This is a genomic window from Pseudoalteromonas sp. 2CM41L (assembly GCF_023161905.1).
GTDB lineage: Bacteria > Pseudomonadota > Gammaproteobacteria > Enterobacterales > Alteromonadaceae > Pseudoalteromonas > Pseudoalteromonas atlantica.
This window is the reverse complement of the sequence record NZ_JALNTN010000018.1, coordinates 1-13770: the sequence shown is the minus strand read 5'-3', so window position 1 is coordinate 13770 and position 13770 is coordinate 1. Positions and strand designations below refer to the sequence as shown.

Sequence of the window (13770 nt, the reverse complement as noted above, 5' to 3'; positions counted from 1 at the left end):
GGTAAAACAAGGAGTGCGTTTATCAAAGCGACAAACTGTAAGTAAGTATGTCAGTTATTAGTTAGCCTGCGCTTTCGGTTGAATTGTTGTTTTGGCATCTGCTGCCATTAACGCAAATACAGCATACGCAGCGGTATTTTGGCGCAGTTTAGCAGGCGTTACTTTATCGAGTGTGTCATCAGCTGTGTGATGGTAATCAAAGTAATCAGTGCCATCTTGAGCTAACTCAAATATAGGTGCCGACACCGCTTTTTTAAATGGGATTAAATCAGGCCCGCCGTTAGCCTGGTTTTTACCAATGTACTCAATGTTTAACGCAGCCAGCTCTTTTGCTATGGCACGTACTACTGGCAGAGAAGCCGCATTAACATTCGACTCAAAACCATATACTACATCGGCGCCAAAGTCCGACTCAGCAGCTGCAACTATATTGTGTAAGTCACTTTTGTGTTGTGCAAAGTAAGCTTTTGCACCCCAAAGTCCAAGCTCTTCTGCTGCAAACAGTACAACACGAATACTGCGCTTAGGGCGTTTAACATCGCTAATGTGTTTAGCCGCAGCCATTGTTAGCGCAACACCTGCACCATCATCTAATGCGCCAGTGCCTAAATCCCATGAGTCTAGGTGGCCGCCAATTAACACATATTGTTCTGGGTTTTCGGTGCCATTAAATTGGCCTATAACGTTATAGCTTGTGCCTTCTCCTAGGCTTTGTGTTTGTACATTTATATTAACCGTTACCTTTTTGTTTAAAGCCACTAAGCGCGCTATTTGATCCGCATCCGGGTTGGCAATAGTTACGTTAGGTATTTTTTTAACCCCTTCTTTATAATAACTACCACCAGTGTGAGCAAAGCGATGGTGAGCTGTGCTCACTGAGCGCATCATGTAAGCAACCGCGCCTTTTTTTGCAGCCTCAATTGCGCCTGTGGCACGTGCTTTTACTGCGGGGCCGTATCCGTTGCCGTCTATGTCGCGGTTCATGCGGTAATTAATATAGGCAATTTTACCTTCTAAGCTATTTGCTGGTGCTGCAATTAGCTCATCCAATGTTTCAAACAACACAACCGGTGCACTAATGCCATCATCAGGTGTGCTTACACTATTACCCAGCGCAGTTAAATGCAAAGGTTGCTCACTTGGGGTGAGTATTTTTCCGCTTTCGCTATAACGGCGCCATTTTGGAAATGTTGCTTCTTCAAGCCATACTTTATCAAAACCAAGTTCGTTAAATTTTGCTTTAGCCCATGCTACTGCTTTTTTATCGTTTTCAGTGCCGGGTAAGCGAGGGCCAACTTCTGTTGTGAGTGACTCGAGTAGCTCGTAGCTTAAATGGCTTTTAAGTGCAGCAGTGCGCACATCATCAACCTGTTGTAATTGCATTGTGGTGAATTCTGCATTGTTTGCGCTAACGCTGAGGCTGCTAGTCATTAGTAGCGCTGTAATAATTTTTTTCATATAGAGTAAGCCTTTTTATAATTAAGTGTATTAGAGCACTTTTTAAAGGCTTTAAAAAATAGATGAGATGAATGCAGTGGTGTTTTTAATAGGCAGTAAAAAGCCCGCACAATTATTATTGTGCGGGCTTTATAAGTATAAGTTTTATAAATTAAAAGCTAAATTGAGCTGCTAGGCGTACATTTGTGCCTTCGCCCACGGTAACGTTGTTTAAGCCACCGCCGCCTAAGTAGTTTTCGTCTAATAGGTTTTCAATGTTTAAACGAAGGTTTACATCGGTTTTACTTACTTTAAGTTTGTAAGTTGCACCTACATCTACTCGTGTGTAAGCATCTTTTACTACTGTGTTTGCACTATCGGCAAAGCGCTCACCTTCATAAAATGCACCGGCATTAAATGCAATGGTGTCGTTTAACTCATAGCGAGTCCAAAGTGATGCAGACCATTTAGGAGCATCAGTGGGGCGTTTACCTTGTAGGTCTTCGTCACGCTCAAAATTTGCATCTAAGTACATAGTTGATGCCATAACAAATAAGCGATCGGTAGCTGCACCTTGCGCGCTTAGCTCAAGCCCTTTATGGCGTTGCTCGCCTACTTGGTTTGTTTCAGAGGTAAATTCGCCGACTGGCACTTCAAGTGCTTCGGTTACTAAGGTGCCTTTTTTGCTAATATCAAATACAGCACCGCTTAACATTAGGCGGTCATCAAATAGTTGCCATTTAACACCAATCTCTTTTTGCTCAGAGGTAACAGCATCAAGCTTCATACCGTTGTTGATGTCAGTTTCGCTTACTAATGTATCGCTACCTTGTGGCTCAAAACCTTCTGAGTAGCTAGCATAAATAGTCGCAGAAGGGTTAGGGTGATAAAGCACACCTACTTTTGGTACGAACGACTCGTTATCTGCGCCTTCTCTATTTTGCTCATCGTAACGGCCACCTAATGATACTTGCCACTGTGGCGAGAAAGTAATTAAGTCTTGAACGTAAATACCGTAGTAGTCGTATTCAGTTTCGCTAATAGTATCATCTGATTTATAGCTTACTGTTGGGCGGCTTGGCTCGTTTTGGCCAGCGGCAAAATCAAAATACTCTGCTGATGTACGGCGTTGTCCGTAATAGTAATCTAGCGAGTTTGCACCAATTAAAAACTGATGTTGTAAACTACCGGTTTTAAATTCGCCAACAAAATCAATAAATGCGGTTTTAAACTGCCAATCGTCAAAACGGTCGTAAGGGCGTGACTCATAGCTATCGCCTTCTACGAATGTGCTTGGCTTACGAGGTGCAGACTCAAAACGCTGGCGCTCAAATGTTTGCTCGTTGTAACCAAGCTTAACTTGCCAGTGATCGTTTAAGTACACTTCAAAATCTACGCCTAAGTTTTCTACTGTTATGTCGGTAAATGCCCAAGACATATCGCGAATAGTTTTGTCATCGCCAATCACATTGGCGTTGTCATCTATCCAAGCACCTGTATCAAGGCCTGCTTCGTCGTCTGTGCGGTCGTAATGTACACGTACTAATGCGTTGTCGCTTAAATCGTAATCAACAATTACAGCACCTAAAAAACGATCGCGTTCACGGTTTTCGCCGTTTTGGTATTCGCGCCAATAATCAACATCTTGTTTTACTAAAATACCGCGTGCGCGTAAATCTTCAGCGTCGGTAAGTGCACCAGCCGCGTCTAGCATAAAGCGGGTAGAGCCATGTTGGTCTACATCTGCGCTGGCGTTAAATAATGTAGTTGCCGTAGGCTTTTTTGTCACCATGTTAATCAAGCCGCCTGGGCCTGATTGTCCGTATAAAATACTTGATGGGCCTTTAATAACTTCTACTTGTTGTAGAATTTCAATCGGTTGCTGGTAGTGAGACCAATGTTGGTGCCCGTCACGTAAGTAGCCTGTTGAAGAGCTAAGTTCAAAGCCGCGTAAGTTAAATACTTCACGGTTACGTTGCTGAGAGCCGGCAGTTAAGCTTGCATCGTTAGTAAGCACTTCGCCAAGTGTGGTTGCTAATTGCTCGCTAATTATTGTATCGCTAATAACAGTGACTGATTGCGCTGTTTCTAACAATGACGCTGATGTTCTCATTGCTCCGTTGGCGTTGTCGACTTTGTAGTCGTTGAAATAGCTGCCTTTAACTTCAATTCGCTCTAGGTCAGTAGGGGCGGCAAAGGCGCTTGTGCTAATGGCACCAACAAGTGCTACGTACAGTGAGTTTAGTTTCATCAATTACATCCAGTGTTAGGGTGTTAAAATTTTTCGAGGATCTTAATGAAAACTAGTATCATTTGCAACTTTTTTATTAACAAGGATTAACGCATCGTAAAATAATGCACATCGGGTATTAATGGTTGCCTAACCTGAATTCTGCTATTATAGAGCCATATTTTGGGGCTAAGCCCTGTGTTGTTTTTATTATTTTGGAATTTATTGTGACTTCTACTGCATTTTCATCTTTGGCTTTACCTGCTGGTTTAGTTGATAATTTATCAACACTTGGCTACTCGCAAATGACGCCTGTACAAGCGCAAAGCCTGCCACCTGTACTTGAAGGTAAAGACATTATTGCACAGGCAAAAACCGGTTCAGGTAAAACTGCTGCTTTTAGTTTAGGTGTGTTAGCTAAATTAAATGTAAAACGTTTTCGTATTCAATCGCTTGTACTTTGTCCAACGCGCGAGCTGGCTGAGCAAGTGGCGGTAGAAATGCGTAAACTTGCCCGCGGTATTCACAATATTAAAATTTTAACCTTGTGTGGCGGGGTTTCTATTGGCCCACAAATAGGCTCGCTTGAGCATGGCGCGCACATTATTGTGGGTACACCTGGGCGAGTAGACGATCATATTCGTAAAGGTACACTGCGTTTAGACGACGTTGAAACGCTGGTACTTGATGAGGCAGATCAAATGCTCGATATGGGTTTTCAAGATACCCTTGATGCCATTATTGAGCGCATACCGCAAAATCGTCAAACGTTGTTATTTAGTGCAACCTTTCCGCGTGCAATTGAAGCGATTGCAAAGCGCGTATTAAAAAATCCAGAGATGATAAAAGTAGAAGAAGAGCAAGAAAAAAGCACAATAAAGCAATACTTTTACAAAATGGATAACAACAAACAGCGTTACTCAACACTTAAATTATTACTGCTTAAATTTACACCGCAAAGCTGTGTTGTTTTTTGTAATACCAAGGTAGAAACACAACAAGTTTGTGATGATTTAGCAAGTGAAGGCTTTAGCGCAGTGGCGTTGCACGGTGATTTAGAGCAGCGTGATCGCGAGCGTACGTTAATTCATTTTGCTAATAAGAGCGCCTCAATATTAGTTGCTACCGATGTTGCCGCGCGTGGCTTAGATATTGACGACATGGATATGGTAATAAATTACCACTTAGCACACGACCCACAAACCCATGTGCACCGTGTAGGGCGTACAGGCCGAGCGGGTAAAAAAGGCATTGCGTGCTCTATTTACGGTGAGGCTGAGCAGTTTAAAGTGGCGCAAATAGGCGACCATTACGAACGAGACTTTTTGCCAGAGCCAATGCCAGCTTTTAGTTTATTAGAAAAGCCGCCTTACAAGCCTGAAATGGTTACCCTAATGATCGACTCGGGCAAAAAGCAAAAAGTGCGCGCTGGTGATATTTTAGGTGCACTTACTGGCAAAGATGGTGTTGCAGGACGCCAAGTAGGTAAAATAAATGTACTCGATAACGTTGCCTTTGTAGCCGTTGAGCGCAATGCATCAAAACCTGCGCTACGTAAATTAACCGAGGGCAATATTAAAGGACGTAAAATTCGTGCCCGTCGCCTTACCCGTTAATTACCTGTTTTGAGCAGCTAGCTTTAGCTGCTCATACTCGGCTCTTATTTGTCTAAATTGACATGCACTCCCAGTTTGCTTATCGGGATGATGTTTTAATGCCAATTGCCGCCAGCGCTTTTGTAGCATACCCAGGCTAAAGTTTGGCGGTAGTTGCCAAGCCTTAAGTAATGGCTCAATTTGCTCAACTGGTTGCTTAATTAGTGGGTTAAATTGCTGCCAAAAACTATCTAATAATGCCTCTATGTCTTTGGCACTGGTGTCGTAGTTTTCCCAGTTTAAATAGTAACTTTTTAAATGGGATTGCGTTGCTACATTGCTACTTGGCTCTGTAAGTTCAATATGTAATGACGATATAATTAAGTGCTTGGGTAATAGCTGTGTTTGCAGCTCAAATAAAGCATTCATAATTAAAAAATTCTTTTTAAATAAATTTTGCTCAGGGTTTGCATCTAAAGGTGGTAACACCCCTTGTTGAGCGAGCGTTGCAGCTAAGGTATGAACTTTCCAAACACGCTGAGTTAAAAGTAGCTCAAAAATCTCATCAATCAGGGGGTTAAGCATTGTTTGCACTCGTTTTGTTGTGTATCTTCAATAAAGATTACACTGACTAAAGCTAAAGTTTGAAGGAATAATATTATGCAAGGCAAATTGAAGTGCCTTTTATTTGTTTTATGTTGTGTGTTCATACTGCCAAGCTTTGCTCAAAATAGTGTATCTTTATTTGATGAATTTAAAAAAGAGCAGCAGTGGGACGTAAAACTCACGCTCGGTAATGCGCTGCTTGAAGCAAAAAATATCACAGAATCCCAAAAGGTCAGTGTGTATTCTGAACTTGCCGATTTAGCCTTCTCCTCAGATGATTTTGAAAATGCCCTGCTGTATTTTAAAAAATTAGAACAGCACACTTCCTTAAACTACCTACCAGATATGCACTTTAGAGCCATTAAAATGCAAGGCGTTGTGTTTTATTTTCAGGGATATTTTCAGCAAGCTATTGTTGAATATAGCCGCGCCATGGTGATTGTTGAAAAAAACAATAAGCAAATAGAGCTTGCAAACCTGCTAAGTAATATTGGTTTAGCGTACTTCGAAATGAATAATATGGAGCTGACGCTCGAATATTATTTAAAAGCAAAAGAGATTTATGAGAAAAAGGGCAGTGCTCAAGACCAAGCTGATATTTTGCTAAATATAGCAGGGGTGTACATTAGGTTATCACGTTACGAAAGCGCCATTTTATTTTATAAAGAAGTACTTAAAGTTTATCAAAAATTAGCTGATACCAGCGGCATAGCGCAAGTTAACAATAATTTAGGGGTTGCTTACTACGAAAGTTCGCAATTTGATTTAGCGCTGCATTATTACCAAATGGCACTGCGCTATTATATTTCTACCAATGATTATAATAAGTTATCTACCCAATATACTAATTTAGCAAACATCAATTTAATTCTTAATAACGTGGATGTTGCCTACGAGCAAGCTAAATTGGGGGTGCAAAATGCCCTTAAAATTGCTAATCACAGCTTAGAGCTTAACGCCTTACATGCACTGGCTAAAATACAATTTGTGAGAGGCGAGCTTGCTGATTCGCAAAAAAGCCTAGATAAAGCAACCGATTTGGCCACACAATATAATAGTGTGCGTATAAAGCGCGATGCTTTTGGTACACGCTCGCTCCTAGAGGCAAGCAAAGGCAACTACGCTGAGGCATTAACTCTGCACGAAAAGTTTGTAGCAGAGCAGCGCGGTATAAATAGCGAAACAATTACCAGCGCCTTAGCTGTATTACAAAATCAATTTAAAGCTACTCAGTTAAATCAAGAAATTCAAAAGCTGAAGCAAGAACGAAAAGTACAAAAGTTAAAAATGAGCCAACGTTCGCAGCTTACGGTTTTTATTTTTGTTTTATTATTTTTAGTGATTGTAACGGGCACCGCGCTTTATCGTCGGGGCGCCGAAAAGCGTGCTAAGCAGTTATTAAAAGAACAAGTTGCGCAGCGTACAGCAGAGCTACAAGCTATTGCCCAAGAGCTACGAGAAGCAAATGATGTTAAAAGCCAGTTTTTGGCAAATATTAGCCATGAAATTAGAACCCCGCTCACCGCTATTTTAGGCCAAACAGATGATTTAATTAATGGTTTGTACGAGCCTGAAAACCTACAAGATGAATTAAAAATAATTCAACGACATAGCGATCACTTAAAAAGTTTAATTAATGACGTACTCGATTTAAGTAAAATAGAAGCAAACAGATTAGAGCTTAATATTTCGTGCTTTGACATAGTGCAGCTAGTTAGCGATGTACATGCCATGTTTATTACGCAGGCTAAGGCGAAGCATTTACAAATTCGTTTTGATAACCATGTAGGCAATGCGTTTTATACCAAGCTCGATTTAATGCGGGTGAAGCAAATACTCATTAATTTATGTGCTAATGCTGTTAAGTTTACGCAGGCGGGGCAGGTAGTTGTGTCTTTAAACAAAACCGAGCAAGGGCTTGTTTTTATAGTTAAAGACACCGGTATTGGCATGAACTCATCACAGCTAAAACAAATATTTGAATGCTTTAGCCAAGCCGATAACAGTATTAGTCGCCGCTTTGGCGGCACCGGGTTAGGGCTTAGTTTGTCTCAACAGTTAGCCTCTATGATGGGCGGCTACATTAGCGTACAAAGTGAGTTTAAACGCGGAAGTCAGTTTTCGCTGTTTTTACCCTGTATAGAAGTTGAAAAAGAGCTAGATGAGTACGAACATGTAAGCGCCGCTGAACAGGTTAAGCAGTTAACCGGGCGTGTAGTACTGGCTGAGGATCATCCCGACAATCGCAGACTCATAAGTCGTTATTTACGTTCTATGGGGCTTGAAGTTATTGCGGTAGAAAATGGCGAGCAAGCGGTTGAGAAGTGCCTACAAATATACCCAGACCTCGTGCTGCTTGATATACAAATGCCTATTATGGACGGGCGTGCTGCGTTTTCGTTGTTGCAACAGTGCGGCTTTCAAGCGCCTATTTTTGCTTTAACGGCCAATGCAATGAGCCATGAAGTTGATGATTATCTTGCCCTAGGGTTTACAGGGTATTTAGGTAAGCCATTAGATAAAAACGCGTTTTATAACACACTTGCCCAGCATTTAGGTGAAGCAAAACAAGAGGCAGCCTATATAGCTAAGATAGACATGAGCGACTTAGTAACAAGTTTTAAGCAAAGCTTCACGTTTGAAAGCGAAACCATAAGTCAGCACCATAATAGTAATGACCTAGAGGCACTACAAAAAGACAGCCATCGTATTTTAGGTGCTGCGCAAATGTTTGCGTTAGACGATATTGCCAAGGCCGCTAAAAATCTCGATATGGCTTTACTCAATAAACAAAGCCAAAGTAAAGAGCACATTCAAAAGCTTGTAGATGAATTACAGCGTGTACTTAAAAAATATAACGAGAGTTAATTATACCAATCGTGTTAGGTTATTAGACATTTATAGCGACAGATAAATAAAGTGGTCATAAGGCATAAGTTTTGACACCTAGTTGTTCTACATAAGAAATTTATAACGCCATTAACGCTTTATTTAGTATGCTAGAAAGGCTAAATATCTAAGCCGATTGGTATTTCGTTTAAACATAAAAAAAGCGCCCTAGGCGCTTTTTTTATATAACGAAAACGCGCCTATTGGCGTTTCATCGAATCGAAGAATTCATCGTTCGTTTTGCTCATAGAAAGCTTATCAATTAAGAATTCCATTGCATCAATCTCTGACATTTCATGAACAATCTTACGTAAAATCCACAGCTTTTGTAGCTCATCTGGCTTAGTAAGCAGTTCTTCACGACGCGTACCAGAGCGGTTAAAGTCGATGGCAGGGAATACACGCTTTTCAGCAATCTTACGATTTAAGTGTAGTTCCATGTTACCGGTACCTTTAAACTCTTCGTAGATAACTTCATCCATTTTAGAGCCCGTGTCGATAAGTGCTGTGGCTATAATTGTTAAGCTACCGCCTTCTTCAACATTACGTGCAGCACCAAAGAAGCGCTTAGGCTTGTGCAGTGCGTTAGCATCAACACCACCGGTAAGTACTTTACCTGATGAAGGAATAACAGTGTTGTAAGCACGCGCTAAACGGGTGATTGAATCAAGCAAGATAACCACATCTTTTTTGTGCTCAACTAAACGTTTTGCTTTTTCAATAACCATTTCTGCAACTTGTACGTGGCGAGAAGCTGGCTCATCAAACGTTGATGCAATAACTTCACCTTTAACGAGGCGTTGCATCTCGGTTACTTCCTCCGGACGCTCATCAATAAGTAAAACCATTAATGTAACATCTGGGTGATTGTGAGTAATTGATTGTGCAATGTTTTGCAGTAGCATTGTTTTACCTGCTTTAGGCGGTGCTACTAACAAACCACGTTGGCCGCGGCCAATTGGAGATGCTAAATCAAGTACACGAGCGGTAATGTCTTCTTTACTACCGTTACCGCGTTCCATACGAAAACGTTCGTTTGCATGTAGTGGGGTAAGGTTTTCAAAAAGAATTTTAGTGCGAGAGTTTTCAGGTTTATCGAAGTTAACTTCATTTACTTTTAATAAAGCAAAGTAGCGTTCGCCATCTTTAGGTGGACGAATAAGCCCTGAAATAGAATCGCCAGTACGCATGCTGAAACGGCGAATTTGGCTTGGAGATACATAAATATCATCTGGGCCAGCTAAGTAAGATGCTTCTGATGATCTTAAAAAACCAAAACCATCTTGTAAAATCTCTAGTACACCGCCACCGAAGATATTCTCTCCGCCTTTGGCGTGTGCTTTAAGAATAGCAAAAATGATATCTTGCTTTCTTAAGCGGGCTACGTTTTCGAGCCCCATGGACTCAGCTAAGTTTACAAGTTCTTTTATAGACTTGTCTTTTAATTCGCGTAAATGCATATTGGTGGGTTCTTTATTACAATTGTCATACTCAAAATCGCTTTGATAGTTGAGTGAGGTTTGTTGAATATAACTAAGGATTAGTTGGCTTTATAAACTAGCAGTTCACTGGCATAGCGTCCAGTCTTTATACAAAATAAACACAAAAAAAGGGCAAAAACGCCCTTTTTTTTAATTTTTACTTAGATATTGTTTTCTAAGAACTCAATAAGTTGAGTTTTAGAAAGCGCACCAACTTTCGTTGCAGCTACTTGGCCGTCTTTAAAAAGAAGCAGAGTAGGAATACCACGAATACCAAATTTAGGCGGTGTACCCGCGTTTTGGTCGATGTTTAATTTAGCAACTGTTACACGGCTTTCGTATTCATCAGCTACTTCATTAAGGATAGGGGCGATCATTTTACAAGGTCCGCACCACTCAGCCCAAAAATCTACTAGTACAGGCTTGTCTGATTGTAATACGTCAGCTTCAAAGCTATCGTCAGTAATTTGGATTATTTTCTCGCTCATTGCGCTCTCCGATTTAGTTAGGCGAAATATTTAGTGCGTATTTAAACACTCTTGTTTCTTATTGCAAGTTTAAACGTTATGCTTAAACGCTATGACTAAGACACATTTGACCGATAAAAAGTTTTCAGACTTTGCTATCGCACCGGAAGTGGTTGCCGGTTTAACCGAAAGTGGGTTTGAATATTGCACACCCATTCAAGCAAAATGCCTACCTTTTATTTGTGACGGACGCGATATCGCGGGCCAAGCACAAACAGGTACGGGCAAAACGTTGGCGTTTTTAACTGCCACGTGCCATCGGTTATTACAATCTAGCAAAGCACCTAGTAAACATCCAAGAGCCCTGATCATGGCCCCGACTCGGGAGCTTGCGATTCAGATACACAAAGATGCTAAAATTTTAGCGCCGCACTGTAATCTTAACTTAGGTTTAGTATATGGTGGCGAAGATTACGAAAAACAACGTGCACAATTAGAAAAAGGCGTTGATATTTTAATTGGTACTACAGGTCGACTAATCGATTTGTACAAGCAAGGCTGTTACACCCTTAATGAAATTGAGGTAGTTGTGCTTGATGAAGCCGATCGTATGTTCGATTTAGGCTTTATAAAAGACATTCGTTACATGTTCCGCCGTATGCCAGATACAGCAGATAGATTAAACCTATTATTTTCTGCCACGCTTTCTTATCGCGTGCAAGAACTTGCCTTTGAACATATGACCAACCCTGAGCACGTTCAAATCGAGCCAGACGTTAAAACAGGTAAGCGAATTAAAGAAGAGCTATTTCATCCTTCTCAAGAAGATAAAATTAAGCTGCTATTAACTTTAATTGAGGAAGAATGGCCAGAGAAAGCCATTGTGTTTGCCAATACGAAGCACAGCTGTGAAACAGTGTATGCCTGGTTAAAAGCCGATGGCCACCGAGTAGGTATGCTCACTGGCGATGTAAACCAGAAAAAACGCCAATCTATATTAGCGCAATTCACCAAAGGCGAATTAGACTTTTTAGTGGCAACCGATGTGGCAGCACGTGGGCTACATATCCCTGAGGTAAGTCATGTATTTAACTTTGACCTGCCAGATGATTGTGAAGATTACGTTCACCGTATAGGCCGTACAGGTCGTGCGGGCGCATCAGGTCATGCAATTAGCTTTGCATGTGAGCAGTACGCTTATAACCTGCATGAAATAGAAGAGTATATAGAGCACAGCATTCCTTTATCACATTATGATAAAACCGCATTGCTAGATGATTTAACAAAGCCTACTATTCAAAGAAAGCGCAACTATTCTACAGGCCCACGTAATCGTAGTAATAATAACGGACGTCGCCCAAATAATAGTTACCAAAAAGGACGGTCGTAACTCGGCCGTTACTGTACGTAGTAGTAACTAGAGGTTTTTGAACGGTGGGGCAATTTAAACCGCAAAAAAATGTGTATGCAGTCATTGATTTAGGCTCAAATAGCTTTCATATGCTAATTGCTAAATCAATTGCTGGCGGCCTACAAACTATAGGCCGCGTTAAACGCAAAGTAAGATTAGCCGCAGGGCTTGATAAAGATAACGTATTAAGCACTGAGGCAATGCAGCGAGGCTGGGAGTGCCTTGCACTTTTTGCTGAGCGCCTACAAGACATTCCAAAACAAAATATAACCATAGTAGCAACGGCCACATTACGTCTTGCGACGAATGCCGATGTTTTCAAAGCACAAGCAGAAAAAATCTTAGGCCACACTATTAATGTAATAAGTGGTGAGCTAGAAGCACGCACTATTTATAAAGGCGTAGCACACACTTCATCATGCACTGGCAAGCAGCTAGTTATTGATATTGGTGGTGCAAGTACCGAAGTCGTTATAGGTAAGGGCTTTGAGGCACTACACTATAAAAGCTTAAATATGGGGTGTGTTACTTATTTAGAACGCTATTTTAAAGATTGCCAATTAAGTGAAGCAAACTTTAACGCTGCCATCAAAGCTGCCTACGAAGTTATTGATGAAATTGCCCCTGAGTATAAACAAGCAGGTTGGCAAATTGCATCGGGTGCTTCTGGCACAGTGCAAGCCATTCAAGAAATAATGGTTGCGCAACACTTAGATGAACTACTCACCCTAGAAAAGCTAAATAAAATAAAAGAGCAATCAATAACGTTTAGCACTATCGCTGCACTAGACTTACCTGGTCTAAGCGAAGAGCGTAGATTAGTTTTTGTATCTGGTCTAGCTATCTTAATTGCGCTATTTGAATCGCTTGAAATTGAAAAAATGGGATTAGCTGGCGGTGCACTACGCGAAGGTGTGCTTTACAGTATGGTGCCCGAGCTTCATAACAACGACATTCGTAAACGCACTGTTGATGGGTTTATGGACCGTTACCATGTTGATCAAAAGCAAGCTAATCGGGTATCGAGCTTAGTTATTCAACTGGCAGAACAAGTAGGTGAAAGCTGGCCGCTTGTTAGTGAAAATGCGTTGCCGCTTTTAAAAGCCGCAGCACAACTACACGAAATTGGTTTATTAATAGAGTACAAGCAATATCACAAGCACACAGCCTACATTATAGAAAACACCGATATGCCGGGTTTTTCACAATCTGAACATAAAGTGATTGCAGCTGTTGCTAATGCACATCGCTCCGATATTCAAAAAGGCAGCTTCGACGTTCTTGGTGCACATAGTACACTTACCCAATACTTAGTTAGGTTATTAAGAATTGCCGTAATATTATCGATGCGCCGACAAGACGACGTACTTCCTAAAATAGAGTTATCTGTAGAAAAAGACACCTTAGACTTAAAGTTTGCCAATAACTGGTTAAAAGAACACCCTCTTATGGCTAGTGAGCTACAACAAGAGTCTAAATTGCAAAGTAAACTCGGTTGGAAACTCATCGTAAACTAATATAAAAGGCCCGTAAGGGCCTTTTTAGTGTTTAAAGTAACCACTTTGCTTCAATTTCACGCGAACAGTCATTTATTTCAAGTTTTCTTCAAAAAAGGGTTGATCTGTTTTCGGATCTCCCTATAATGCGACCCCAC

The 13770-nt window shown here is 41.0% G+C and carries 9 protein-coding genes; 4 read left to right on the top strand and 5 right to left on the bottom strand.

What is annotated here, in order from left to right:
• Positions 1–57: 57 nt before the first annotated feature.
• Positions 58–1458 carry a M20/M25/M40 family metallo-hydrolase gene (locus MTF64_RS16960; protein ID WP_248452081.1) on the bottom strand — a complete coding sequence of 467 codons (1401 nt, stop codon included), beginning with the start codon at positions 1456–1458 and terminating at the stop codon, positions 58–60.
• 151 nt (positions 1459–1609) lie between these two features.
• Complete coding sequence (locus MTF64_RS16955) at positions 1610–3688, bottom strand: TonB-dependent receptor (protein WP_096738906.1); 2079 nt, start codon at positions 3686–3688, stop codon at positions 1610–1612.
• A 206-nt stretch (positions 3689–3894) separates the two neighbouring features.
• On the opposite strand from MTF64_RS16955, the gene dbpA reads away from it, so the two are divergent.
• Entirely contained in the window at positions 3895–5283 is a 1389-nt protein-coding gene (gene dbpA / locus MTF64_RS16950; RefSeq protein WP_096740357.1) for an ATP-dependent RNA helicase DbpA, read from the top strand.
• Here the strand turns inward: dbpA and MTF64_RS16945 are convergent, their stop codons facing one another.
• A complete protein-coding gene (locus MTF64_RS16945) occupies positions 5284–5847 on the bottom strand; it encodes a DNA-J related domain-containing protein (protein WP_248452080.1) in 564 nt (187 codons plus the stop codon). It abuts the gene before it with no gap.
• A 75-nt stretch (positions 5848–5922) separates the two neighbouring features.
• Between MTF64_RS16945 and MTF64_RS16940 the strand changes: the two genes are divergently transcribed.
• Complete coding sequence (locus tag MTF64_RS16940; protein WP_248452078.1) at positions 5923–8736, top strand: tetratricopeptide repeat protein; 2814 nt, start codon at positions 5923–5925, stop codon at positions 8734–8736.
• Between the two features lie 221 nt (positions 8737–8957).
• Here MTF64_RS16940 and rho read toward each other — a convergent pair whose 3' ends face one another.
• Entirely contained in the window at positions 8958–10217 is a 1260-nt protein-coding gene (gene rho / locus MTF64_RS16935) for a transcription termination factor Rho (RefSeq protein WP_004588958.1), read from the bottom strand.
• A 182-nt stretch (positions 10218–10399) separates the two neighbouring features.
• Complete coding sequence (gene trxA, locus MTF64_RS16930) at positions 10400–10726, bottom strand: thioredoxin TrxA (RefSeq protein ID WP_004588957.1); 327 nt, start codon at positions 10724–10726, stop codon at positions 10400–10402.
• A gap of 91 nt (positions 10727–10817) precedes the next feature.
• Here trxA and rhlB point away from each other — a divergent pair, with 91 nt between their 5' ends.
• Both rhlB and gppA read left to right on the top strand, forming a co-directional pair.
• A complete protein-coding gene (gene rhlB / locus MTF64_RS16925) occupies positions 10818–12095 on the top strand; it encodes an ATP-dependent RNA helicase RhlB (RefSeq protein ID WP_024032051.1) in 1278 nt (425 codons plus the stop codon).
• Between the two features lie 44 nt (positions 12096–12139).
• Positions 12140–13633, top strand: a complete 1494-nt coding sequence (gene gppA, locus MTF64_RS16920) for a guanosine-5'-triphosphate,3'-diphosphate diphosphatase (RefSeq protein WP_248452077.1) — start codon at positions 12140–12142, stop codon at positions 13631–13633.
• The last annotated feature ends 137 nt before the right edge of the window (positions 13634–13770 follow it).

Excerpts from the sequence above, each read along its gene's own strand:
- MTF64_RS16960 (WP_248452081.1), bottom strand. The coding sequence starts at position 1,458 with ATGAAAAAAATTATTACAGCGCTACTAATGACTAGCAGCCTCAGCGTT.
- MTF64_RS16955 (WP_096738906.1), bottom strand. The coding sequence starts at position 3,688 with ATGAAACTAAACTCACTGTACGTAGCACTTGTTGGTGCCATTAGCACA.
- MTF64_RS16945 (WP_248452080.1), bottom strand. The coding sequence starts at position 5,847 with ATGCTTAACCCCCTGATTGATGAGATTTTTGAGCTACTTTTAACTCAG.
- MTF64_RS16940 (WP_248452078.1), top strand. The coding sequence starts at position 5,923 with ATGCAAGGCAAATTGAAGTGCCTTTTATTTGTTTTATGTTGTGTGTTC.
- rho (WP_004588958.1), bottom strand. The coding sequence starts at position 10,217 with ATGCATTTACGCGAATTAAAAGACAAGTCTATAAAAGAACTTGTAAAC.
- trxA (WP_004588957.1), bottom strand. The coding sequence starts at position 10,726 with ATGAGCGAGAAAATAATCCAAATTACTGACGATAGCTTTGAAGCTGAC.
- rhlB (WP_024032051.1), top strand. The coding sequence starts at position 10,818 with ATGACTAAGACACATTTGACCGATAAAAAGTTTTCAGACTTTGCTATC.